This window comes from Bradyrhizobium sp., assembly GCF_049798375.1.
Classification (GTDB): Bacteria; Pseudomonadota; Alphaproteobacteria; order Rhizobiales; family Xanthobacteraceae; genus Bradyrhizobium.
In genome coordinates, this window is sequence record NZ_JBARGP010000694.1 from 27683 (window position 1) to 51390 (window position 23708).

At 63.5% G+C, this 23708-nt stretch carries 19 protein-coding genes and 2 pseudogenes; 6 read left to right on the forward strand and 15 right to left on the reverse strand.

Features of this window, described 5'->3' with window-relative positions; genetic code table 11:
* The 5 genes from WA702_RS27185 to WA702_RS27205 form a co-directional block, all read right to left on the reverse strand.
* Complete coding sequence (locus tag WA702_RS27185) at positions 1-447, reverse strand: hypothetical protein (protein ID WP_425113630.1); 447 nt, start codon at positions 445-447, stop codon at positions 1-3.
* Between the two features lie 8 nt (positions 448-455).
* Positions 456-860 carry a hypothetical protein gene (locus tag WA702_RS27190; RefSeq protein WP_425113631.1) on the reverse strand — a complete coding sequence of 135 codons (405 nt, stop codon included), beginning with the start codon at positions 858-860 and terminating at the stop codon, positions 456-458.
* 21 nt (positions 861-881) lie between these two features.
* Positions 882-2690: a DEAD/DEAH box helicase gene (locus WA702_RS27195; protein WP_425113632.1), complete on the reverse strand. Its 1809-nt coding sequence runs from the start codon at positions 2688-2690 to the stop codon at positions 882-884.
* A gap of 190 nt (positions 2691-2880) precedes the next feature.
* Positions 2881-3900, reverse strand: coding sequence for a caspase family protein (locus WA702_RS27200; protein ID WP_425113633.1), 1020 nt, complete (start codon positions 3898-3900; stop codon positions 2881-2883).
* A 23-nt stretch (positions 3901-3923) separates the two neighbouring features.
* The gene (locus WA702_RS27205; RefSeq protein WP_425113634.1) at positions 3924-5501 is read right to left on the reverse strand and encodes a DUF2235 domain-containing protein; all 1578 of its coding nucleotides are present in this window, start codon (positions 5499-5501) and stop codon (positions 3924-3926) included.
* A gap of 209 nt (positions 5502-5710) precedes the next feature.
* On the opposite strand from WA702_RS27205, the gene WA702_RS27210 reads away from it, so the two are divergent.
* From WA702_RS27210 to WA702_RS27220, 3 genes are all read left to right on the forward strand, one after another.
* The gene (locus WA702_RS27210) at positions 5711-6301 is read left to right on the forward strand and encodes a sigma-70 family RNA polymerase sigma factor (protein WP_425113635.1); all 591 of its coding nucleotides are present in this window, start codon (positions 5711-5713) and stop codon (positions 6299-6301) included.
* Positions 6298-6729 carry a hypothetical protein gene (locus tag WA702_RS27215; RefSeq protein ID WP_425113636.1) on the forward strand — a complete coding sequence of 144 codons (432 nt, stop codon included), beginning with the start codon at positions 6298-6300 and terminating at the stop codon, positions 6727-6729. The genes WA702_RS27210 and WA702_RS27215 overlap by 4 nt, the downstream gene beginning before the upstream one ends.
* A 98-nt stretch (positions 6730-6827) precedes the next feature.
* On the forward strand, positions 6828-7490 hold the full coding sequence (locus WA702_RS27220) for an ImmA/IrrE family metallo-endopeptidase (RefSeq protein ID WP_425113637.1): 663 nt from the start codon (positions 6828-6830) through the stop codon (positions 7488-7490).
* 81 nt (positions 7491-7571) lie between these two features.
* On the opposite strand, the gene WA702_RS27225 is transcribed toward WA702_RS27220, so the two are convergent.
* From WA702_RS27225 to WA702_RS27260, 8 genes are all read right to left on the reverse strand, one after another.
* Positions 7572-9068: a DUF4238 domain-containing protein gene (locus WA702_RS27225; RefSeq protein ID WP_425113638.1), complete on the reverse strand. Its 1497-nt coding sequence runs from the start codon at positions 9066-9068 to the stop codon at positions 7572-7574.
* A gap of 506 nt (positions 9069-9574) precedes the next feature.
* A complete protein-coding gene (locus WA702_RS27230; RefSeq protein WP_425113639.1) occupies positions 9575-9916 on the reverse strand; it encodes a hypothetical protein in 342 nt (113 codons plus the stop codon).
* Positions 9917-10352: 436 nt separating this feature from the next.
* Entirely contained in the window at positions 10353-11042 is a 690-nt protein-coding gene (locus tag WA702_RS27235; RefSeq protein ID WP_425113640.1) for a response regulator, read from the reverse strand.
* A complete protein-coding gene (locus WA702_RS27240) occupies positions 11039-13762 on the reverse strand; it encodes a DUF4118 domain-containing protein (RefSeq protein ID WP_425113641.1) in 2724 nt (907 codons plus the stop codon). Before WA702_RS27240 ends, WA702_RS27235 begins: the two co-directional genes overlap by 4 nt.
* 45 nt (positions 13763-13807) lie before the next feature.
* Positions 13808-14410, reverse strand: coding sequence for a K(+)-transporting ATPase subunit C (locus tag WA702_RS27245; protein WP_425113642.1), 603 nt, complete (start codon positions 14408-14410; stop codon positions 13808-13810).
* Positions 14411-14420: 10 nt separating this feature from the next.
* A complete protein-coding gene (kdpB, locus tag WA702_RS27250; RefSeq protein WP_425113643.1) occupies positions 14421-16538 on the reverse strand; it encodes a potassium-transporting ATPase subunit KdpB in 2118 nt (705 codons plus the stop codon).
* A 22-nt stretch (positions 16539-16560) separates the two neighbouring features.
* Positions 16561-18264: a potassium-transporting ATPase subunit KdpA gene (kdpA, locus tag WA702_RS27255; RefSeq protein WP_425113644.1), complete on the reverse strand. Its 1704-nt coding sequence runs from the start codon at positions 18262-18264 to the stop codon at positions 16561-16563.
* Between the two features lie 123 nt (positions 18265-18387).
* A complete protein-coding gene (locus WA702_RS27260) occupies positions 18388-18477 on the reverse strand; it encodes a K(+)-transporting ATPase subunit F (RefSeq protein WP_035677463.1) in 90 nt (29 codons plus the stop codon).
* Between the two features lie 481 nt (positions 18478-18958).
* Here WA702_RS27260 and WA702_RS27265 point away from each other — a divergent pair, with 481 nt between their 5' ends.
* A complete protein-coding gene (locus tag WA702_RS27265; RefSeq protein WP_425113645.1) occupies positions 18959-19441 on the forward strand; it encodes a hypothetical protein in 483 nt (160 codons plus the stop codon).
* Between the two features lie 156 nt (positions 19442-19597).
* Here WA702_RS27265 and WA702_RS27270 read toward each other — a convergent pair.
* Positions 19598-20226, reverse strand: a pseudogene (locus WA702_RS27270) (IS3 family transposase); the annotation flags it as partial.
* 1425 nt (positions 20227-21651) lie between these two features.
* Here WA702_RS27270 and WA702_RS27275 point away from each other — a divergent pair.
* Positions 21652-22284, forward strand: a complete 633-nt coding sequence (locus tag WA702_RS27275) for a DUF2478 domain-containing protein (RefSeq protein ID WP_425113647.1) — start codon at positions 21652-21654, stop codon at positions 22282-22284.
* Positions 22285-22443: 159 nt separating this feature from the next.
* Here the strand turns inward: WA702_RS27275 and WA702_RS27280 are convergent, their stop codons facing one another.
* Positions 22444-22671: a hypothetical protein gene (locus tag WA702_RS27280; RefSeq protein WP_425113648.1), complete on the reverse strand. Its 228-nt coding sequence runs from the start codon at positions 22669-22671 to the stop codon at positions 22444-22446.
* Between WA702_RS27280 and WA702_RS27285 the strand changes: the two are divergent.
* Positions 22573-23708 (forward strand): annotated as a pseudogene (locus WA702_RS27285) (cbb3-type cytochrome c oxidase subunit I); the annotation flags it as partial. The gene WA702_RS27280 and the pseudogene WA702_RS27285 overlap by 99 nt on opposite strands.

A 23708-nucleotide genomic window follows, 5' to 3' on the forward strand; every position in this document is an offset into this window, starting at 1 on the left:
TCAGGTCTCCGGATCCCGATGCCGGGCCCGCTGGCCCAGCTGCAGCAGGGTGGCAGCCGTACGCTTGCCAGCTTTGGCACACTTCCGGCACCGCAATCGGCCGGCAAGGTCGTGCACGAACGTCGTTGACGGATGGGTGAGCACCGCGAGGTCGACGTCACGAGCGGCCTGGCAGCGCGAGCATTCGATCTGCAGCCAATTGTAGCCGCCGTTGACGGCCTGGTCGACAGTCGGTGACGGGTCGATCGGCTCGCCGTCAGCCCACATGCGCTCGTTCCATGACTCGCACAGAAGCCGGTCGGCCTGCTTGATGAGAGCCTCGCCCTTAGTTCGCGCCTCGGCCTGCGCGGCGAGGATGCTGGTCATCGCGCGTGCCTTGCCGAGCTCCTTCTTCAGAGCTTTGCGGTCGCCTCCCGAAAGCGGCGTCTGATGGTGCTTGGGCGCCATAGGGCCTGTCACGGCGCGTCGTAAGACGGCCAGCAGCCGTCTTCCTCGTGGCGGCCGGTCCGCTGCGTGCAGGTGTTGTCCAACAGCCGCTGGCCGACGTCCCTCCAGACTGAGAAACAAATCCTTGGAGAACGAATCCTTCGAAAAACGAATCCTTGGAAATCGAATCCTTGAGAAAACGAGTCCTTGGAAACGGGTCCTTGAATTTCTTCTTTTCGGAATTTCTCCACGGCGACGCCGCCCGGGCCGGTCCGGCGGCCGGGCGCGCCGCCCGCCCCGATGCGGCTCGCATCGCAGCTGCGTTGGTAACTTTTCTCCCGCCGGCGCGGACCAGATGGCCGGAACAGGACGTGGTCCGTCCACACATCGATGGCCAGGCGGTTAAGCTCATCGATGTCCTGTTCGCCATCCAACGCGAGATGGCGGCATTACTGCTAGGCGGCCGGCGCATTGTCCCGCGCGATCTCGCCGATGGTTTCCGCGGCCCCTTTCCCGACGCACCTTTCGAGGATGTCCGGACCCAGCGAGAGGACCGCGTCGAGCGTCCGCGCGCCCGCCGCATGAAGAGCGAGATACTGTCCGCGCGTCAAAGCCGCCGGCAATACCGTCAGGTTCAGCGCGGAGGCGGGTAACCCGAATTCGATGCGGCGCAACAGGTCGTCGAACGTCAGCAGTAAGGCCGGCTGATCGGGGAACAGCGCGGATAGGATGCGGTGAGCGGACCGAAGATGAAAGCGGGTCCCGTCGGTTATCCGCACGATGTCGCCGTAGCTGACGACCCCCTGGCGTAGATTCGTCGTGTAGCGTCGCTCGATCTCGTCGGCAGGGACTCCCTCGATCCAATCGAATAGGATGATCGCGCGCTTGCAGCGCGCCCAGAACTCGACCTCGCCGTCGCAGTAGCGTTGCAGAAACTGCACCATCTCGCCGCCGTAACGCTGGCCGACTTCGCTGGCGCGGACGGACTCGGCGCGCCCTTTCTTCATCACGGGCGTGTAAATCGCGTCCATCTCGGCGAGCACCTGAATGATGCCCAGCACCTTCACCTGATCGACCCGCGCGATGTCCAGCTGACGCATCAATTCGATCAGGCGCAGGCTCGACTCGAAGGTCAGGGAAGACGCTCCGCAGGCCTGTCCGAGCAGCGTCAGGCGGATCAAGTCGCCGTCGCGCTCGGCAAGACCGGCCAGCAGGAGGCGGTCGACGAGCGCGGCGATTTCGTCTTCGGTCTGGCGGATCCAATACGGATTTACCAGTGAAGCGGAGTAGCCGCCGAACGTGCTGGCGAGCAGCCCCGCGACTTCTGCGGCGCGCACCCCGCGGACCTGGCTGAGAAGCCGCAGTATCCAGGTCGGCAAATCCCGCTGCTTGAACGACGACGTCACGTCTTCCGGCGTGCCGAGCACGTACTTCCGGAACAGCTGCGCACGCTCGATCGGCGTGTCGGCCAGGATGATCGCCTTGCCGGTCTCGTTGAAGCCGAGGCGACCGGCGCGACCTGCCATGTTCTTGTATTCGGCGATGGTGAAGGGGCGGCCATCCTCGCCGACGAATTCGTTCTCCACCAGGACGACCGTCGAGGCCGGGCTGTTGATTCCGGCGGCGAGCGTTGTGGTCGCGGCGAGAGCGTGGATCTGACCACCCTGAGCGCGGTATCCCCGCTCGACCGCCTCGCGCTCGGCGCGCAGCAGATTCGTGTTGTGGAAGGCAGTGCCGCCTTCCAGGCACCCGCGCAGATCCTGCGAGGCCGCCGTCAAATCCTGGGTCGGAAGGGCGCCCAGCACGGCGGTCGCGGGCGGCAATGCCAATTCCTTCGCCAGATAGCGCGCGCAACCCTGTGCGGGACCGCGCTTATTGCGGAACACGATGATCTTCTCGCCGGCGGCGACAAGCTGCTTGGCGAGCGGGACGATGACATCCTGCGAACTCGGCTTGTCGCGGCGCTGCACGTTCCGGCCCGGCGGGATGAGGGATTCGGTCTTGCTCGTTCCGTCGACGTCGACGAACTGGAAGTCCCCGCGCCGGTCGAGCACGCCTTCGATCAGCGGCACGGGGCGGTCGCGCGAGGTGAGCAGCGGTAGCTCGAGCCAGCGGTCGAAGCCGTTGAGTTTGCCGATAACGGCGGACAGAACGACGAGTTGAGGATCAATGCCGCGCTGACGGGCGCGCAGCAGCATCGCGAAGATCAGTTCGACGGTGATGCCGCGCGCCGGATCCGTGATGAACTGTCCTTCGTCAGGCACGACGAGACCGAGCTGATTGAGCAGGCGCGGGAAGACAGCGCCAGATTCAGGAACATTTCGTATGTGAAGAAGCCGAGATCGTAGCGACCGCTCAGGACGGGGCCGACGCCGTCGGAAGCATCGCCGCTGCAGCGGACGACGCGCAAACCCGCGGGCGAATAGCGCGCGCCGAAATCCTCGAACTTCTCGTTCACCAGGCCCGGTACGGCAGCAGGAAGACAGCCTTCTTGCCGGCGCTGACCGCGCGGATCGCGGCGAGTTCGCCGATCAGGGTCTTGCCACTGCTGGTCGGCGCGAACGTGAGGAGCGACTTGCCGGCGAGCATGCCGAATTCGTTCACGGCCTTGATTTGCAGCGCGTTAAGGCCATCGGGGAAGACCCCGCTCCATCCATCGACGATCTCCTGCGGCATACCGACGCCGGCGAGCTCAGCGAAGGAGCCGGTGATGCGGTGGACCGGCACGGGCGGGAAAGCGGCGGCATAGTTGGCGCCGCGCACCAGCGCTGGGAAGACCAGGCCGCCCTGGACGTTGCCGAGGAACGCGGGCGTCTGCGTCACGCCGATGCGGGTCGCCTCGACTCGCGTCAGGCGGATGATCTCGTCGGCGACCGCGGGGAAGCTGACGGGCGCGCCGACGCTTCCACTCATCGCCTCGATGGTCGCGTAGGTCAGCAGGCCGTGACCGGTGCCGGGCTGCTCCCACGCGGCTTCGGCCGGCGCGCAGGCCGCGAGCAGGATGCGCCCCTCGCCGAAGATGCCGGTCAGCGCGAAGGCGCTGCGCGGGGTGGCCGAGGTCTCGATCACGCGGGCCGGCGCGTGACCGCTGAAGCAGCAGTCCAGGATGCACAGAACCACCCTGGCCTTCGTCGTCCGGAACGCCTCGGCCAATACCGTCATCGACAGCGCCGAGCCGGCGAGGTCGGTGGGCTCAGTGTCGTACAGGACCAAGCTGCCGTCTGGAGAGCCGTGGCCGGCGAAGCTCACGACCGCGATGTCGTCGGCGCCCGCGTCGTTCAGGGTGCCGACGACCGCATCCCTCACCGCCGCCAGCGTGGCCTGGTCGTCGACGAGCAGCCGCGAGGCGAGCCCCGGGACCGAGTCCGAGAACAATGCCCACAGCGCGGTCGCGTCGCGCTTCGCACCGCCGAGCTCCGGTACGTCCGGCGATCGATGACGGTCGATGCCGACGAATACCGCCTTCATGGTCATCGGCCTGTCCTTTCGTTCCTCGGTCAGCCGCCGACCGCTTGGGGTGCGGCAGGTCGAACGGGCTCGTGTTCGGGCGTGGCGCTCTCGTAGTATCGCTTGAAATCGACGTGCTGGGCGAGCGCTTCCGGCCGGTAGGGTGCCGTTCCTGCCGCGCACTGTACGACCGCGGGCAGGTCGAAGCGTCGTGCGACGCTCGGATGGACCTTTGCCTCCGTGCCCACGTCGCGGATCTTGATCTCCCAGTTCTGACGGCCGAGCAGACGGCGCAGCCACCCCCACTTCGGCAGCGAGTCGGCCATGGCGTCGATGGTATCGCGCATGCCGGCTATCTCGCAGTGCTGCACGCCGCCGGCGTCCGGACGGATGTTTAGCGCCTGGCCAGCGTCGCCCGTTCCTTCCAGCTTCGTCCCGTCCACGAAGATGGGGCCTGTGAGCAGGCCGTCAGGAATGGAGATCGCTTCGCGGCACATCCATTCCAGCGCGATGTCGGATAGGCGGGACTCGGGCTCCGGATAAGAGCCGCCGACATCGGAATGGTTGCCGGCGAACCACCACTGGCGAAGCCGCTCGTGCCCGGGGAACACCGGCGCGCCCTCGTTGCCGCCGCCCCACCCGACGCGGTCGAAATCCTTACGCCGTTCGTCGATCGCGTTGGCGGAGCGGGCGAACGCGACGTGGCGGCTGAGGAGCCGGTCAAAGTTCGTGCCCTTCCATTCGGCCTTGTGCGAGCGGGATTCTCCAGGCTTCGGGTAGTCGACGATCGTCTTGGTCGTGGACTTGTTCTGCCAGTACCAGAACGCGCCGAGCGCGCCGGCGACGATGCCGATCTGCGCGAGGAAACCCGATAGCATGAAGCCGGCGCCTAGCCACGAGCACAGCAGCGCGATCCCGACGGCGGGAAGGAAGCCGGCGGCGAACGCTGCGGTGGCGACGCCGGTGGCCAGGCCTGCCTGGATGACGAAGTAGCGCAGGCCGCTGGCGCCGAGGGCCGCCACGGTGTCGAAGACCCCGATGAAGTAGGGCGCGACGCTGGAGTCGCTGCCGTCTCCGGATCCGTACTTGACCTGGAAACGACGCGCCAGTTCGAGGCGCTCGGCCTCGAACTCCTCGCGCGGATGGCCGGCGCCGTGTTCGAGTACCGTGTCGACCGCCTCCCAGGCGACGTCCTTAACCTGCTTGCGGTAGCGCATCAACGGACCGTCCGGACCCTTTGTCGGCACGCCGCAGAGCATCAGCAGGTTGGCCAGGCTGCGGACCGTATAGGCCCCGCGGCTGAATCCGAACAGCATGATCCGGTCACCGGGCTCGTAGTGGTTGACGATGAACTCGTAGCAGTCGGCGATGTTGCGCTTGATGCCGGCGCCGGTGACGGACCCGAGCAGCTTCTGAACAAAGCGGACCGGCGCGGTCAGCGCGGTGGCGCCGAGGTCGGTGCCGAGGCCGGCGTCGTAGAATACGACCTGCCGCGCCGGATCGATGCCGGTCTCGGCGTGATCGCGCGAGATGCGGTACATCTTATATATGTTGCTGATCCGCTGCTCCGGACGGGCACCGCCGTCCTGGCCGGTGCCGTCGGAGAAGACGACGATGTTTTTATGCATTCCCAGACCCTCCAGTGAACGGCACGCAGACCTTCGATTCGGTAACGCTTTCTGCTACGCTCGATGGACCAGCCAACCTCGTTTTGATGCCGTCACGCACGTATGCCACCGCGGTCGGCCGTTTCGGACTCGCAGGCGAAACATTTTCGTCTGCTTGTCCGAAAAGCCGATCGAGGCCGGCATACAGGGGCAGCAGCCGCTGAGACCGAATGAGCGACACGGAAGCCGTGAGCGGTACCCGACCGCAGGATCCCGAGCATCTCGCTCCCGAGGAGGTGCTGAAGGCGCTCGAAGTCTTTTCTGCCGAGGACAAGTCGCGTCTCAAGTTGATCGAGCGAAGGCGCAGCTCTGGCACCGATTTCGGGGACGGCGAGCTCTACCGTGAAGCCCTCTGCCTCACTCTGCTCGGCAGGCGGAAGTGCCCGATCGACGTCCCCGTGATCGCCTTCCTCGCGAAGACGATGCAGAACCTCGCGTACCACCGTCGTGCGAAGCTTAAGCGCGAGCGAAAGAACGCGAAATCGAAGACGGAGGACATACACGATCTGCAGGTCCTCACCGACCAGCACAATCCGGAACTGTCGCTCATCGAACAGGAAGATGCCGACATCGTGTCCGCGATCTACGGATGCCTCGACGGCGACGAGGAGGCGCAGTTCGTCGTCGTGGCGCTCGCGGACGGAAAACGAGGAAAGGAATTGCGGGATGAGATCGGAGTCGATCAGGCGGCGTACGACTACGCCATGCGGCGGATCAAGAAGGCCGTGAAAAAGAAATTCCCAGAAGGGCTTCCATCATGACCAGGAAGAATCCCGGGCGCAACGAACTGCAGCGCATTTCCGACGCCTTCGACGAGGACATTTTGAATGCCTCGCCGACACAATTGCAGGCGCTTCTGGCCGAAGAAGGTTTGGACGAGGCCAAGGTCGTTGCGGAATTGGATGCCATCCTCGATGAGGCGAAGAGATCGTGCGGAAAGGCCAAGCTCGATCAGGCGAGGACTGCGATAGCTGCCCGCGGGTCAGAGCCTTCCAACGCTTCCCGGATCGACAGGGAGCGGGTGCGAGGCAAACTCGGAGCCATGCGCTCCGGCGCCGGCGAAAACATGGAAGGCATGATGATGGCGGCTCGCCAGGGAAAGAAGCTTTCGGCGCGCGACGAAGAAGGCGCATTGGACGATCTGGCCCAACTGGAAGCGCTGGAAAACGAAGGCGATCTAGAGGAATGACCGCAATCACCGCCGCGGAACGCACCTTGATCGACCTTGGAATATCGGAGCCGAAGGACATCGATCTCGACGCGATCGCGTGGATCAAGGGCGCGGCGGTGAACTACCGCCCGATGGACGGATGCGAAGCGAGGATCATCGGTACGAAGCGCAAAGCCGTCATCTCGGTGAACAGTCTCAGCATGCCCGAGAGGAGGCGCTTCTCCCTGGCTCACGAATTGGGCCACTGGCACCATCATCGCGGCCGCATTCTCTTCTGCGGGAAGGACGAAGTCTGCAACTTCCGCGACGACGCCCTCAATCCCGAGCGTCAAGCCGACGATTTCGCCTCCGATCTCATTCTGCCGGACTTCATGGTCGTTCCGCGCGTGCGCAAGATGAGGCGACCCACATTGTCTGCCGTTCGCGAACTCGCCCACGAGTTTCGCGTGAGCGACACGGCGACGGCCGTCAAGATCGCGTGCCTGAATCGGTTTCCAATGATCGTGGTCTGTCACGGCAGGACGCGTCGGCGCTGGTTCAGGCGCTCGAAAATGGTCCAGAACTGGTGGTTCCCTTCCGACACGCTCGACCGAGAAAGCTATGCAGGTCACATGCTGTTCGACGGAGAGGCCGAGCAGAACTTTCCGAGGAAAACGCCCGCCGAGGCCTGGTTCAGCTTCAAGGGATGCGACCGCTCGGAGGTCGAGGAGCAGTCTTTTCTGCTGCCGAACGACGAGATCCTGACGATCCTCACGCTACCCGACGAAGCCGTCGCTTGAAGCGCGTCCGTCATCGCCACGAAATGCGACGAAACAGCCGCCCTCTCGGCAAGCCGGGCCTCCCGTTCGCGGGCGGTGGTCTCAGATCTCGCGCTTCTGCTGCTCGCGCCAGGCGCGGTCGCGCCGGACGGCCTCCTGGTCGCGGCCCCGTTTGCGTCCCGAACGCGGCGCCTGTCGCACGACGCCGGGACCGGCGGAGACGGTGGTCCGTACCGTCACGTTCTTGAGCCCGCGCATCTTGCTCGTCGCCGTGACGCCTTCCGCCCGGGCGGCCTGGAGCAGATTGTAGACATCTTCGCCGCGGATCGTGGTGCCCGGGTCAGCCATGATAATAGTGTCGAGCTTGATCGGGGCTTTCTCCACGTCCTCGTCGCTGGCGCCGGACCGGCCCTTCGCGACGAGTTCCTCGAGCATCGACTCGTGAAATACCTCGCTCATTCCCGCGCCGCCGGCCAGCCGCCTATGGACCTTTCCGGGATGATCACGCATGAACTGCAGAAAGCCCGCGTCCGCTTCGGACAGCGGCAGATGATAGTCGTTGTAGCGCACGAATGGCCTGCCATCGACGTACATTTGGAAATGCCAGTGGGGAACCCGGGAGTGCTCCCCGCCGCCCTCGTGCCCGGCGAGATCGCCCTCGCCGCACGAGAATGACCACTCCAGGTTCTTGTATTTGACCGTCAGCTCAAGCAGCTTTCCCGTGCCCTCGTCCGCGAGATCGTTGATGTTCTGGGCGAAGGCTTCCTCGTTCGCGACCCAGCGAACGTAGTTCTCCAGCAGGCTCCAACTCATATCGGTCGCCAGCCGCTCGATATGCTCTTTACGGACGCCATCCGGCTTGAGGAGCCAGTGACGACAGGGCTTGCCGGCGAGGTCGTCGATGTTGGCAGCGCGCTGTAGTTTGGGATCGATCGCTGTCAGCAGGGCGAGATCCGGCGCAAGTGGAAGGAAGCGAACGAGTCCTTGAGAGAAGGGCCGGCGCGGAAGTACGGAAGACGGGTTATCGCTTGTGATGAACGCCGCCTCGGTATCGTTGCGAATGATCACCCAGTCCTGCTGGTATAAAAGAAATGTCGTTTGTGTGAGCTGCTGCGTCAGCATCGCCTTGATATCGAGCAGATCGGAGTTCGGCTGGATTTTTCCCTTTGCGAGCGCGTCTTCCACGAACTCCTGATACTCGGGCTTTTCCTTGGCGAGATGACGTGCCGCGAGTGGAATGAAGTCGGCGATTTGCTTGTTCGCGACCTGCACTGCGTTGCGATGCCATGACGGCGTGCAGGTCGTAAGCAAGGCCCAGTATCCTGCGATAGCGAACCGGTCGTCGATCGACATCTGGCTGACGCGAGCTGCAGAGACTGCCGGCCTCCATTGAGGTTCGAAGATTTTCCGAAAATCACCCATCAGTCGCGGATTGTCCCCGAAGCGAGGGTTTACGTCCCAATCCCACTCCCGGCAGACATTATCTGTAGCGCATGGAAATTCCTTACCGGTCCGCTTGCCGTAACCCCGCATCTTATCGGTGGCCGGGTTTACCCATTGCCGGAGATAGGTTTGGGCGACGAAATGATCCTTTGCCATTGAACTCGCTTCGCGGGGTCACGGGAAAATATTTTCTAGAAAACCAACTTAGAACGCCTGCAGTCTTTGAGCCTAGGATCGAGCCGCTCCATTCGCACCGCTGCGAAACTCTATGACACGGGAGTGGCCGATCAGCCCAGCGGCTAAGGCCGCTCGGGATGTGGCCCAGAGGGTTGGGCTCCGGATCGTTCTTGCAGGAATTCGGCTTCCGCAATCGTTGCAATGGTGGCAAATTGGGATGAATTGAACGATCCGCGGTTCTCCACCGTGGTTCTCCCCCACCGAATCCGGGGGCTCTCGGCGCCCCTTGTTTTACCGGGGTTTTCGCGCGTAGCGGTCAGATGGCGGAGAGGGAGGGATTCTCGGACCGATTTAAGCCTATCCGCCAATTACCTCGATAAAACAACGCGAGCCGGCGGGCTACGGACTACACTGGCGACTACACTGTGGACTACTGCAATGATCAGCACCGCAGACTCGCGCAGTTGTCTGCCGCGGTCAACGCCCTAGGGGCCGGCCACCCTGGAAACTTGATTCAAAGTTGACGCGGTGTTGCCGGCCGGTGCTCCAAAGCAGAAAGTCTCGCCCAGCCTGATTCTGCGCGCTGTTTGAACCCTCGTATTGCGCCGCAGCCAGCCCCCGATCGCCGCGATGTGTGCCTCGAGCTTGGAGGGCATGCGAACCCTGGTTTTAGGGACGGCGAGCTCGCCGGGTGCGTGGCAGGCGGCTAGGCCGGCCGTCACCGTCTTGCCGAGCATTTTCGCGAAGATGGCCTCGAATTGCAGCTCGACAATGAACTTGCATAAGGGTGCCTCGATGGAGCGAAGACGGTCGGCAAAATTGTCCAAATGCCGTGCACTTCATCCTCGCCGAAGACGATAGTCACCGCCATGGAGGAAGTTGAAGGGCGCGGTCGAGGATGAGCTACGGCGCGTTCTCGATGCTTAAGGCACGGCCCCGCCTCCTTGATATAGCCGACCTATTCATGAGTTGGTAGCACTTCAATCGGTTACGGCAGTCCAAGAGTTTCTGTCAGGAGTTTCACCGAACCGGGGGCGCAAACCGGGCAAGCTGAGCAAGCTTTTGTCGGGAGCTCCGCGAACCGCCTGAACCGTTGTCAATCCATGCGCCTCAAGAACGCGCGTGACGCGCGTAGGCAGGTCCAGCCTGGCAACTAGCGTAGCGCCCGCCAAATCCGGCCGGGGCGTAAGCAGCACTCATTCACATTTTCTTCCATCGAAGGGCTACCGCGTTGCGCCCAACAACGGACCAGTCTCAGCACCGCTAATCTGGAGCTCGGAGTCGATAACCGATTCCGGTCTCCGTCAGAACAAATTGGGGCCGTTCAGGGTCAATTTCGATTTTTTGGCGAAGCTGGCGCACATAGACGCGCAAGTATTGCGCATCTGTCAGTTCGCCCCAGAGCTCGTTGAGCAGAACTCTGTGGGTGAGCACTTTACCGGCGTGCTGCACCAGCAATCGCAACAGATCGTACTCCTTCGGGGAGAGCTTCACGTCCCGTTCACCGACCTTAACCATACGACGTACGAGATCGACAGAGAGATCGCCGGTGCGGAACACCGGGCGCTCGCCTTTGACCTGCAGCTGATGGCGCAGCGCGGCACGCATGCGTGCCAACAGTTCGTCCATCCCGAATGGCTTTGTGAGGTAATCGTCGGCGCCGAGATCGAGCGCCTGCACTTTGCCGGCCTCGTCGCCGCGGCTCGACAACACGACAATCGGTACGCTCTCGTTGCGGCCGCGGATGCTGCGTAGCAGCTCGTGCCCCTGGATGTCCGGCAGGCCGAGGTCGAGGATAATCAGCGCCGGATTCTCCGTGAGCTTCTCCAGTGCGATCTTTCCGCTGGGCGCTTCCAGGATCTCATAGCCTTGCGTCGAGAGGCCCATCCGAAGCAGCTTTCGGATTGGCGGCTCGTCGTCGATGACCAGGACTTTGATCGGAGGAGCGCTCATGCGGCGGTGTCCAGTGCGTGAGTGTCAGTCGGAACGGGTAAACGAATGGTCAGCACCGCTCCGCTGCGATCACTGCGGTTGGCGGCCGAGATCGTGCCTCGCATCGCTTCGACGAAGCCGCGGGAGATCGCCAGCCCGAGTCCCGTGCCGGGACGGACGTGGTCGCCCTTCTGAGCGCGATAGAACTTGTCGAACACGGTCTCGAGCTCGTTGGCCGGAATACCCTCACCTTCATCGGCGACCTCCAGGACGACCTGGTTCTTGTCGAGCCGGCCCCGGACAAAGATCGAGCTGTCTGGCGGAGAGTATTTTGCGGCGTTGTCGAGCAGGTTGAAGAGCACCTGCTCGAACAGCACGGCGTCCAGCTCGAGCATCGGCAGGTCCGCGGCGAGCTCAAGCTCGATGTTGTGGTGGGCAAGGATCTTGCTGGCGCGGCGGAGCGCGCTGCCGACGATCTCGCCGAGATCGTGCAGCGCGGTTTTCGGGACAATGGCGCCGGACTCGAGCTTGGTCATGTCCAGGAGATTGGCGATGAAACGGTTGAGCCTCTCGGACTCGTCGATCACAGTGACAAGCAGGTCGCGCTTCTCGGTGTCCGACAGCGCGCCGGCGAGATCGCGCATGGTCGAGGCCGCACCCAGCACAGAAGCGAGCGGCGTCTTCAGATCATGCGAGATCGAGGTCAAGAGCGCGGAGCGCAGCCGCTCGGATTCGACGGTGCGCTTGACGCGGTCCATGTCCTCGACCAGCAGCACGCGTTCGATCGCGAGCGCCCCCTGATCGACCAGCGCGTCGAGCAGCCGGCGCTGATCCGGCGTCAGCAGCGGACCGGTGCGGTCGTTGTCGATACCGATGACGCCGATCGGGCCGCGCCCGGTGCGCATCGGCAGGAACAGCCGCTTGGCGCCGGGCAGCGTGTCGGCGCCGCGGCCGGCAGGACGGTCGTTGCTCCAAGCCCAGTTGGCGGCGGCAAGGTCGGCCTGGTCGAGCTGGTCTTCGGGCGGATAGCCCGACTTGACGGTGAGCAGCCCGTCGTCCGGCAGCAGCAGCACCACCCGGACCTTCAGCATCAGCGCAGTCTGATAAGCGGTGGCCCACAGCACGTCGTCGAGCGTGGCGGTGCCGGCGAGCTTCCTGCTGAAGGCGTAGAGCTGCTCCGTCATCCGGATGCGGCCGATCGCGGTATCGGCCTGGCGGCGCACGCGCGCCGCGACATTGGACACCAGCATCGCGATCACCATGAACAGGATGAACGCCGCGACGTTGGTCGGATCGGTGATCGTGAAGGTGTAGATCGGCGGCATGAAGAAGAAATTGTAACAGAGCGACGCCGCCACCGTGGCCAGCAGCGAAGGCCACAGTCCGTAGCGCACCGCAACCGCCACGACCGAGGTCAAAAGCATGAGATCAACGTTCTCGATGCCGAAGTAGGGCTGTATCAGCTCTGCCGCGCCCAAGCCCACCAGTACAATGCCGAGCGCCTTCAAATAGGACCGCGGGTCGAACGGCTCGGTGCGCGCCGCCGTCTGCACCAAAGTCTTCGGCGCAAGCTCGCCCGCCAGTTCTTCGCCAGCGATGACATGGACGGTGATGTTGCCTGAGCGGCGCACGAGGTCGTGAACGACCGAGCCGCGGGTCAGTTCGAACCAGAGCAAGCGTGTCGACTTGCCGATCACGATCTGCGTGACGTTGTTGGCTTGCGCGAAGCCAACGACATCATCAGCAATCCGGCGGCCGACGCCGGGAATGGTCAGCGCCTCGCCGCCGAGCGATTCGGCGAGCCGCAGGGTGTCGGCGAGCCGGTCTCGCTCCTCGTCGGAGAGCTGCAGGGTGCGCCGCGTCTCGATTGAGATCGCGGTGAACGGCGCGTGCAGCCGGTCGGCGAGGCGCTTGGTGTAGCGCACGAGGCCTGCTGCCCGCGGATCCTCGCTGACGCAGACCAGGATGCGCTCGCCCGCGGCCCAGGGACCGGCGATAGCGTTGGCCTGCATGTGGGTGAGGAGCTGCTCGTCAACCCGCTCGGCCGTGCGCCGCAACGCCAGTTCGCGGAGCGCCGTGAGATTGCCCGGGGAGAAATAGTGCTCCAGCGCGCGCTCGGCCTGCTTTGGCACATAGACCTTACCCTCCCTCAGCCGCTGGATGAGGTCGTCGGGCGTGAGGTCGATCAGTTCGATCGCGTCGGCGCGGTCGAAGACCGAATCCGGCACCGTCTCGCGCACCCGCACATGCGTGATCTGGGCGACAACGTCGTTGAGGCTCTCGATATGCTGGATGTTGACGGCGGTATAGACATCGATGCCGTGGGACAGGAGCTCCTCGAGGTCGAGATAGCGCTTGGGATGGCGGCTGCCGGGCGCATTGGTATGGGCGAGCTCGTCGACGAGGGCGATCTGCGGCCGGCGCGCGATCAGCGCATCGAGATCCATCTCGTCCAGGAAGTGGCCACGGTATTCGAGCCGCTTGCGCGGGATCACCTCAAGCCCGTGCAACAGCGCTTCGGTCTCGGCGCGGCCGTGGGTCTCGATCACGCCCACGACAACGTCGACTCCGGCCTTGCGTTTGGCGTGGGCGCTTTGCAGCATCTCGTAGGTCTTGCCGACGCCGGGAGCGGCGCCAACGAAGATCTTGAGCTTGCCAGCCGCGCCGTCCTCGCGCCGGGCGGCCTCCAGCAGCGCCTCAGGCGACGGTCGTTGTTCGGGATCGCGGCGCTCTCGGACCATCAGAGCATTATAGACATCCAGCCGACGTGGGCCTAGCCGCGACCATTACTTGGCCGCGCCGTCGAGCGCGACGTTGAGAGCCAGCACGTTGACCCGAGGCTCGCCGAGGAGGCCGAGCAGCCGGCCCTCAGTGTTCGCGGCCACAAGCCGCTTCAAGGAATCCTCGGACATATTCCGCGCCTTGGCCACCCGCGGCACCTGGAATTGTGCCGCCTCCGGTGAGATGTTCGGGTCGAGGCCGCTGCCGGAGGTGGTGACCAGGTCGACCGGCACCGGCTGGTTCGGGTTCTCCGCCTTCAGCTTGTCCACATCTTCCTTGACCCGGTCGGCCAAGGGCTTGCTGGTCGGGCCAAGGTTGGAGCCGCCCGAATTGGCGGCGTTGTAGGGCGCGGAGACCATCTTGGTCGAATCATTCGGGTCCGGCGCCACCGTCGCCGAGGGGCGACCGTGGAAATATTTGTCGTCCTTGAACTCCTGGCCGATCAGGGCCGAGCCGATGACCTTGCCATCCCTCTCAATCAGGCTGCCTTGCGCCTGCTTCGGAAACAGCACGCCGGCGATGCCGGTCATCCCGAGCGGATAGGCCAGTCCCGTGATGACGGTGAGCGCCACGAGCAGGACAAGGGCGGGGCGAATTTCTCTTAACATGACAGGCTCCTCAAGCCAGATGCAGGGCGGTGACCACGAGGTCGATCGCCTTGATACCAAGGAAGGGAATGACGATGCCGCCGAGGCCGTAGATCAGCAGATTGCGGCGAAGCAGCGCGCCGGCACCGACCGCGCGATAGGCAACGCCCTTCAGTGCCAGCGGAATCAACCCGATGATGATCAGCGCGTTGAAGATGATCGCCGACAGGATGGCGCTCTGCGGGCTCGACAGGTTCATGACGTTGAGCACATTGAGCTGCGGGTAAAACGCCAGGAACATCGCCGGGATGATCGCGAAATATTTCGCGACATCGTTGGCGATGGAGAACGTCGTCAGTGCGCCGCGCGTCATCAGGAGCTGCTTGCCGATCTCGACCACCTCGATCAGCTTGGTCGGGTTGGAGTCGAGGTCGACCATGTTGCCGGCCTCGCGGGCCGCCTGCGTGCCGGTGTTCATGGCGACGCCGACATCGGCCTGCGCGAGTGCCGGTGCGTCGTTGGTGCCGTCACCGCACATCGCAACCAGCTTGCCCTTGGCCTGCTCGTCGCGGATCAGCTTGAGCTTGTCCTCGGGGGTGGCCTGCGCCAGGAAGTCGTCGACGCCGGCTTCCGCTGCGATCGCGGCGGCGGTCATCGGATTGTCGCCGGTGATCATGATAGTACGGATGCCCATGCGGCGCAGCTCGGCAAAGCGCTCGCGGATACCGCCCTTGACGATGTCCTTGAGCTGGATGACGCCGAGCAGCTTGCCGTCCTTGGCAACCGCAAGCGGCGTGCCGCCGGCCTTGGCGATGTCATCGGCAATGGTCTGAACCTCGCGGCCGAGATCCGACAGCGCTGCCGGCTGGATCGCCCGCGCGGTGTTGCCCGACGCAACCGCCAGCGGCGCACCGCCACCGATATGGTTCAGTATGGCATCGGCCGCGCCCTTGCGCACCGACGAGCCGCCTGCATCGACGCCGCTCATGCGGGTCTGCGCCGTGAACGGAATGAAGGTCGCTCCCAGCTCGGCCATTTCGCGGCCGCGGATGCCATATTTCTCCTTCGCCAGCACGACGATGGAGCGACCTTCCGGAGTCTCGTCGGCGAGCGAGGCGAGCTGGGCCGCATCGGCAAGCTCCTGCTCGGTGACACCGCGCAGGGGACGGAAGGCTGTCGCCTGGCGGTTGCCGAGCGTGATGGTGCCGGTCTTGTCGAGCAGGAGCGTATCGACGTCACCGGCGGCCTCGACCGCGCGGCCGGACATCGCCAGCACGTTGAAACGCACGAGGCGGTCCATGCCGGCGATGCCGATGGCCGACAACAACGCGCCGATGGTAGTCGGGATCAACGTCACGAAGAGCGCGACCAGCACGACCACCGAGATCGAGCCGCCGGCATAGGCCGCGTAGCTCGGAATGGTGACGGTGGCAAACACGAAAATGATGGTAAGGCCGGCCAAGAGGATGTTGAGCGCGATCTCGTTCGGCGTCTTCTGCCGTTCGGCGCCTTCGACCAGCTTGATCATGCGATCGATGAAGGTCCAGCCCTGTGCCGCCGTGATGCGAACGCGGATCCAGTCGGACAGCACCTGCGTGCCGCCTGTCACCGCCGAGCGGTCGCCGCCGGACTCGCGGATGACGGGTGCGGACTCGCCGGTGATGGCGGCCTCGTTGACGGAAGCAACGCCCTCGATCACCTCGCCGTCGGACGGAATGGTATCGCCCGCCTCGACCAGCACGAGGTCACCGACCTTCAGGCCGGTGCCCGGCACGAGCCTGAACTCGCGCCCCGATCCGGTCAAAAGCTTGGCTTGGCCCTCAGTGCGGGTCTTTCGCAGCGATTCCGCCTGCGCCTTGCCGCGGCCTTCTGCGACCGCTTCAGCCAGATTTGCGAACAGCACGGTAAACCACAGCCAGAGGATGATCTGGAAGGTGAAGCCGAGATGCTCGCCGCCGGTGAAGACGTCGCGCAGGAAGATCACGGTGGTGAGCGCAGCCACGATCTCGACCACGAACATCACAGGGTTCTTGATCATGAAGCGTGGATCGAGCTTGGTGAAAGCCGCACCAAAGGCGGGCACCACGATTTTCGGATCCAGCATAGCCGAGACCGGCATGCGCTTGTTGGGCTTGTGAATAGGTTCCATGGAGATCACTCCAAAAGCGGGATCAGAAAACGTTGCCGGCGTTCATCGCGAGATGCTCGACGATGGGGCCGAGCGCGAGCGCCGGGAAGAAGGTCAGGCCGCCGATGATCAGGATGACGCCGACGACGAGGCCGACGAACAGCCCGCCCGTGGTCGGGAACGTGCCCATCGAGGGCGGGATCGATTTCTTGCCCGCCAGCGAACCGGCAATCGCCATTGCCGGGATGATCATGAAGAAGCGGCCGACGAACATCGCGACACCGCCAGTGATGTTGTAGAAGGGCGTATTGCCAGTCAGACCTGCAAAGGCCGAACCGTTGTTGCCGGTCTGCGAGGTGTAGGCATAGAGCACTTCGGAGAAGCCGTGCGGGCCGGCATTGGCCATCGAGGCCACAGCGGAGGGAAGCACCACCGCGACCGCGGTCCAGCCTAGGATCATCAGCGGCAGGATGAGAATGGCGAGCATCGCCATCTTGACCTCGCGCGCCTCGATCTTCTTGCCGACATATTCCGGCGTGCGGCCGACCATCAGGCCTGCGACGAAGATCGCGAGGATGACGAACAGCAGGATGCCATACATGCCGGCGCCGACGCCGCCGACAACGATCTCGCCGAGTTCTATATTGATCAGCGGGATCATGCCGCCGAGCGCAGTGAAGCTGTCATGCATGGCGTTGACCGCGCCGCAGGAGGCGGCCGTGGTGATCACGGCGAACAGCGAGGACGCGACGATGCCGAAGCGGACTTCCTTGCCTTCCATATTGCCGCCGGTCAGGCCCAGCGCGCTGAGCGTGTTGGTGCCGCTGGCTTCTGCCCAGTAGGTGACGGCGACGCCGGCGATGAACAGCACGCCCATGACGGCGAGGATGGCCCAGCCCTGGCGCTGGTTACCGACCATGCGACCGAACACGTTAGTGAGGGCAGCGCCGAGCACGAAGATCGATAGCATCTGGACGAAATTCGACAGCGCGGTCGGGTTCTCGAAGGGATGGGCGGCGTTGGCGTTGAAGAAGCCGCCGCCGTTTGTGCCGAGCATCTTGATCGCGACCTGGGAGGCGACAGGGCCGACCGCGATTGTCTGCTTGGCGCCTTCGAGCGTGGCCGCTTCAACGTAGTCCCCAAGCGTCTGCGGCATGCCCTGCCAGACCAGGAACAGCGTGTAGATGATGCAGATCGGCAGGAGGACGTAGAGCGTGCAGCGGGTCACGTCGACCCAGAAATTGCCGACGGTGCGCATCGAGGCGCGCGCGAAGCCACGGATCAGTGCCACCGCCAGGACGATGCCGGTCGCCGCCGACAGGAAATTCTGGTGTGTCAACCCGACCATCTGAACCAGGTAAGACAGCGTACTCTCGCCGCCGTAGTTCTGCCAGTTGGTGTTGGTGATGAAGGAGATCGCGGTGTTGAACGAGAGATCCTCGGCGACCGCGGACTGACCGGCCGGGTTGAACGGCAGCACGGCTTGCAGCCGCATCAGCCCATAGATGATCAGGAAGCCGCCGACATGGAACAAGAGCATGGCGATCGTATAGGTCAGCCAATGCTGTTCGCGCCTCTCGTCAACGCCGGATATCCAATAGATCCCGGCCTCGACCGGGCGCAGCACCGGCGACAGGAAGGTGCGCTCGCCAGTAAAGACGCGCGTCATGTAGCCGCCGACCGGCTTTGTCAGCGCGACGATGATGGCGCAATAGAGGATGATCTGGAGCCAACCGATCACGGTCATGGTCTATGTCCTTGGCATCAAGCTTTGATGAACTGTCTTGAGCGCAACAGCGCAAAAAGCAAAGCAAGCAGGAGGACGACGAGAATGACATCCGCCAGAAGCAGCTTCAGGAGAACGAGCACGTCAGAAGCGCTCGGGCCGCAGCAGCGCGTAGGTCAGATAGATGAGCAGGCCGAACGAGACGGCGCCAGCAAGCGTATAGTCGAAAATCATGACCACACTCCCGTCACAGCTGTTCGCAGGCGAAGGTGTAGCCGATCGCGAGCGCAAAGAACCCGAAGGCCAGCGCCAGCATCAGAATGTCCATCATGGAGATACTCCTCGTCGCGCCTATTTCCTGACGCAACTATTCCTCTGTTTCCGGCGGTCGATTGCGGTATGTTAAATGCAGCACATTCTTGCCGAGCGGACAGCCGGGAATGGCATGGCGCTGAACTGCCACTTCAGCCATAGGTTTTCGAGGTGAGGGCGATGGCTAAGTTATATGAATTTCATAAAGGCGGGTGGTAGGCCGACGCGACCCCTCTCGCCTCGATCTTGATTCCGAAGCCCAGCCGCGGCATCCCGCAACGGACCGCGACCACGTTTATGAAATACTTATTTTTCTGCAGGCCGCCTCGCCTCGTTTTCAAATGCCCTTCCGGACCATGTTAACGGTGCCGGTCCGCTTGGCCGGTTGGCCGAGAAAACTCCCATGACCGTCGTCACCCTGCCCCACGTCACCCAGCATTTCGATCCCATGGTGCTCATCGAGCGGCTACGGATCGCGCATGTTGTGACCCGCCCGCTGATGTGGGACATCCTCGACAAGGCCTGCCGGCGCTTCCTGTCTCTCGGACAAAACGAAAAGACAGGACGCCTGACGCGCTTGATCGATGCGGAGGCCTGGGCAGACGCTGCGCTGGCCCTGATTGAGATTGAATTGCCGCTCTGGCAAGTTCGTCGCATCGCCTATGATCAGGGGGAGTGGTATTGCGCCCTTTCGCGCGAGCGCGAGCTGCCCGAGTGGCTGGACAGAGCGATCGAAGCACAGCATTCTGATCTCGCGCTCGGCCTACTCTCCGCCTTCGTCGAGGCACAGGTACTGAGCGCACAGGCAACACGGCCGAGCGTTCCCAATGTCCGCCGGGCATTGGATCCGCTGTACGAACCTATGGCTTGCGACAATGTCCGCTGACCCTGAACCAGGCGGTTTTCGAAGCTTGGCGCAATCTCGCGACATGCCACTACAGTGCTGGAGTGCACCCCAAAAGTGAGACACGAAAATGCAGTGACAGTGCGGTTGCCACGGTGCGTTATTGCACCTTGTCTGCGCGAACGCCGTTTCGAACTCAAGGGGCGATCGGTAGCCGAGCGCCGAATGTAGGCGTTCCTTGTTGTAGACGTCTGCGATGAAGCGGTCGATGCGGCGGCGGGCGTCAGCGAGGTCGACAAAGGCCTTGCCGTTAATTTCTTCGGCCTTCAACGTCTTCATGAAGCTTTCGGCTTTTGCATTGTCGAACGGATTGCCCGGTCGGCTCATGCTGACGGTGATGTCGCGATCGGCCAGCAGTTTGCGATAGGCAATGGAAGCATATTGCACACCGCCGTCCGAGTGATGGATCAGACTGCCCGGCGGCGGCCGTCGCGCAGCGATCGCTTTCTCCAGAGCCGTAATGGCAAGAGAAGCATCGAGCGTGTTCTCGAAGGCCCAGCAACCACCTTGCGTGAGAATGCGTCGAGGATGACGGCGAGATAGGCGAAGGCCTTGGCCAGATGGACATAGGTGATATCGGCGACCCAGATCTGATCGGGGGCGGATGGCGCCAGGCCGCGGATGAGATTGGGGACGACGAGAACGCCCGATGGTCGCTCCGCGGGCGGCTTCAGGAACGGCGTCTTGCGCTGCGCGAGCAGATTGTCTTCGCGCATTAATCTAAGAACTTTCTTGGCATTCACGGCTATGCCCTGGCGCCTGAGCATCGCGGTCACGCCGGTAGCCGTAGAAAATATGTTTCAGGCAGATGCGCTGGATCAGGTCGCGCAATTCGCACTCGGCCGCCTTGCTGTCCTGTCTGGCGAGACGCCGATAATAGGTTGCGCGCGGCAGGCCTGCGAGCCGGCACAGGTGCAGCACATCAGCGTGGGAATCGGTTGTGCTCGATGTCATTGTCTTGATGACTTCGATGATGGGGATACGGGTTTGCCTTGCGCTGCCGGCCGCTCCAATGCGCGCAAGGCTTGCCGAGAAAAATCGAGGTCCATCTACTGGCGGCCAACCAGCCGTTCGAGCTCGGCTATCCGCGCGTTCTTCGCCTGCGCGAGAGCCGAGCGCTTCTCGTCATAGGCCGCCAGAGGCTTGAGCTTTCGAGGGCCAGGTTTCGGTCCCCGCTTGCGGTTCAACCCCTCCGGCCCATGGGCCTTCCACGCCTTGGCCCAGTCATGCAGGATCTTGCGTACTATTCCTAGATCGCGAGCGACCGCCAGAACGCCTTCGCCTCGCTCAACGCTTGATCGCTTTCAGCTTGAACGCCGTCGGAAACTGACGGCTCTTCGCTCGTACTGCCACAGGTCATCCTCGGAATGCCTGTCACTGTAATTACCGTGTCTCATTTAAAGGGTGCAGTCCAGTGCATTTAACTCCCGAGTGCGATTGTACGCCGGGTATTGAGCCTATCGCCGCACGCCGCCGGGGCGGGATTAATGGAAGGTGCGCTCGGAGGCCCTTCCGGGAATCGTTACGGCCATGGGCAGCGACGGGGCCGCCTGTTGTCCGAGGACGCGGGGCGCGTTGTCCAAGGCAAGCGAGGCCGGCACAAGGCTTCATGTCCGAGATCGAGACCAAGACCAAGCCGGGCGGCGCGGCGGCGCTTAAGAATCTCGCCTCCCCCTAAGCTCAGGGTTGGCGGCCTGATCTGGCGTGTCGAAATCCACGCGCGCCTGCGGCACGCCTGGCGCAATTCGCTGCGTCAGAATCCATAGGCCCATCAATGACTTCGAAGGGAAGGGCGGATTTCGGCCGATGGTGGTAGCGGGGAGGGATGTCAATCGGCGTTCGACTGGGACCACCCGTATTGCCGCATGAGCGGATGTTACCCTATGGCGCCATTGCACAGGTTGATGCGACCTCGACTGATCGGCCGCGCCAGGTGGCTTTCCCGGCTTGCTCGACGAAAGGGGCTGTGGGCGGGTCGGGCCCTACATAGCCCGAGCCGTCCACAACCTCGGCAGTGGGGCAGCGGCGACCAATTGCTCGGCCGTCTTCCGTCTAAGCGCCCTCAGCAGACGCTGCACTATCGAATGCTGTCTTGCACCGAACTCCTCGGGCTGAATCTCGCTCAGCCGGCCGACGATGGCGAGCGCCGTCAGCTGCGGTTACTCTGCCAGCCAGCCCTCGATCGCAGCAATATGTGGGTCGAGCTTGGACGGCATGTGAATCCTAGCTTTATAGGGCCGACGAGTTCGCCGGTGCGGGGCACGCGGCTCGCCGGCCGTCACCCTCTTTCCGAGCGTCTTGGCGAAAGTGGCTGCGCTTGTTGGCGTGGTGGTCGTGGAGGCGCGCTGCAGTGCGATGTGATCCTCGACGACCTGTCGACCGGCCTCCGGTCGGCGATCTTCGAGAACCGCGGAGCGGGCGCCTCGTCCTGCAGGCTCGACGAATCCGCGCTCACCGGCGTTGCTGTCCGGGTTGCGTCCGCGCTCGAGAGCGCTCCGGACGTCCTGGTGCTCAACAAATTCGGCAAGGCCGAGTGCGAAGGCCGAGGTCTGCGGCATCTGATCGCCGTCGCCCTTGATCGGGAGATTCCGGTCCTCATAGGCGTTCCGAAAGGGCAATCTTTCCGCATGGCGCGGCTTCGCCGGCGACCTCGGAACGGAAATCGAGGCCGAGGTCGACGAGATCGAGCGCTGGGCGGACCGACTTCGTCTGAGCGCAGCCGTTTCCGCCGGGGCTTATCGCCGAGTAGCCTGCCCGTCCTGGGATTCAGGAAATGCAGCCGCGCGCAGGCCTGGCATGGCACTGCGACGAACGCCTCGTTTTGACGCGTCGCGCCGCCCCGATCGAGCCAATGCTGGACTGGTTGTTTGGTGATAGGGCAAACATACACGAAGAGGGTCATGAAGGACTCGGGCGGACAGCGTCACCGCGAATCTAGGGTGTGCGGAGGACGTCCGCTTTGAGGCGGCGCAAATCTCGACGGTCTAGCGGACCGGAAGATCCGTAAACGAACCGTTAGAATCAGAAATGGCGAATGTAGATTTTACATCTTTGAGGTTGCGTTTCAGCAAGGACGGAGGCGGTTCGGCCTGGAATGCTGGCGAGGCTGAGCTGTGTTGGTGAATAGGAAGCTCATCCTCGCGCACTTCTGGCTGGCGTTCGCCGCCTTCGGCTTGGCGCTCTGCCTCGGCGCCTGGCAGATGTTCATTCACAGCCCGCTCGGCACCTGGCTGTCCAATCCGGAGTTCTACTACCGTTCGCTCACCGCGCACGGCACGGTCATGGGCTACGTTTTTCCGACCTTGGTGGCGATGGGCTTCGGCTACGCCATCACCGAGTCTGCGCTGAAGCAGCCTCTCGTCGGCGTGCGCTGGGCCTGGGCGGCCTTCTGGCTGATCGTCGCCGGCGCGGTCATGGCGATGGTGCCGGTGGCGCTCGGCCGCGCCTCGGTGCTCTACACCCTCTACCCCCCCGCTGATCGGCAACGCCTTCTACTACATCGGCGTCGTTCTGGTGGTGCTCGGCTCCTGGATCTGGGGCGCGCTGATGTCGATCAACCTGCGCATCTGGCGACGCGAACACCCGGGCGAGCCAGTGCCGCTTGCGATGTTCGCGAACGTCGCCGGCTCCTATCTATGGGCCTGGACGGCCGTGGGTGCCGCTCGAATTGCTGCTGCAGATCATCCCGGTCGCGCTCGGCTGGCGGACCACGATCGACGCTGGGCTCGCCCGCGTATTCTTCGCCTGGACGCTGCACGCCATCGTGTATTTCTGGCTGATGCCGAGCTACATCGCCTACTACACCATTGTGCCGCGCGCGATCGGTGGCCGCCTCTACAGCGACACGATGGGACGGATCGCGTTCATCCTGTTCCTGATCGTGGCGATGCCGATCGGCATCCATTATACCTTCGCGGACCCGCAGGTCGGTGCGGGGTTCAAGTTCATCCACTCGACGTTCACGGCGCTGGTGGCGCTCCCGACGCTGCTGACGGTGTTCACGATCTGCGCCTCCGTGGAGATCGCCGCCAGGCTGCGCGGTGGCCGCGGCGCATTCGGCTGGATTCGTGCCCTTCCATGGCGCAATCCGATGATGCTGGCGCTCGCCTTTTCGTTCGTGATGCTCGGCTTCGGCGGAGCCGGCGGGCTCATCAACATGAGCTACCAGCTCGACGCGACGATCCACAACACGCAGTGGATCACCGGCCATTTCCACCTGATCTTCGGCGGCGCCATCGTCATCATGTAC

What these genes read in the sequence shown, in the direction of transcription:
- WA702_RS27185 (WP_425113630.1), bottom strand. Translation starts at nt 447, where the DNA reads ATGGCGCCCAAGCACCATCAGACGCCGCTTTCGGGAGGCGACCGCAAA.
- WA702_RS27200 (WP_425113633.1), bottom strand. Translation starts at nt 3,900, where the DNA reads ATGACCATGAAGGCGGTATTCGTCGGCATCGACCGTCATCGATCGCCG.
- WA702_RS27205 (WP_425113634.1), bottom strand. Translation starts at nt 5,501, where the DNA reads ATGCATAAAAACATCGTCGTCTTCTCCGACGGCACCGGCCAGGACGGC.
- WA702_RS27210 (WP_425113635.1), top strand. Translation starts at nt 5,711, where the DNA reads ATGAGCGACACGGAAGCCGTGAGCGGTACCCGACCGCAGGATCCCGAG.
- WA702_RS27215 (WP_425113636.1), top strand. Translation starts at nt 6,298, where the DNA reads ATGACCAGGAAGAATCCCGGGCGCAACGAACTGCAGCGCATTTCCGAC.
- WA702_RS27225 (WP_425113638.1), bottom strand. Translation starts at nt 9,068, where the DNA reads ATGGCAAAGGATCATTTCGTCGCCCAAACCTATCTCCGGCAATGGGTA.
- WA702_RS27235 (WP_425113640.1), bottom strand. Translation starts at nt 11,042, where the DNA reads ATGAGCGCTCCTCCGATCAAAGTCCTGGTCATCGACGACGAGCCGCCA.
- WA702_RS27240 (WP_425113641.1), bottom strand. Translation starts at nt 13,762, where the DNA reads ATGGTCCGAGAGCGCCGCGATCCCGAACAACGACCGTCGCCTGAGGCG.
- WA702_RS27245 (WP_425113642.1), bottom strand. Translation starts at nt 14,410, where the DNA reads ATGTTAAGAGAAATTCGCCCCGCCCTTGTCCTGCTCGTGGCGCTCACC.
- kdpB (WP_425113643.1), bottom strand. Translation starts at nt 16,538, where the DNA reads ATGGAACCTATTCACAAGCCCAACAAGCGCATGCCGGTCTCGGCTATG.
- kdpA (WP_425113644.1), bottom strand. Translation starts at nt 18,264, where the DNA reads ATGACCGTGATCGGTTGGCTCCAGATCATCCTCTATTGCGCCATCATC.
- WA702_RS27260 (WP_035677463.1), bottom strand. Translation starts at nt 18,477, where the DNA reads ATGATTTTCGACTATACGCTTGCTGGCGCCGTCTCGTTCGGCCTGCTC.
- WA702_RS27265 (WP_425113645.1), top strand. Translation starts at nt 18,959, where the DNA reads ATGACCGTCGTCACCCTGCCCCACGTCACCCAGCATTTCGATCCCATG.
- WA702_RS27275 (WP_425113647.1), top strand. Translation starts at nt 21,652, where the DNA reads ATGTGGGTCGAGCTTGGACGGCATGTGAATCCTAGCTTTATAGGGCCG.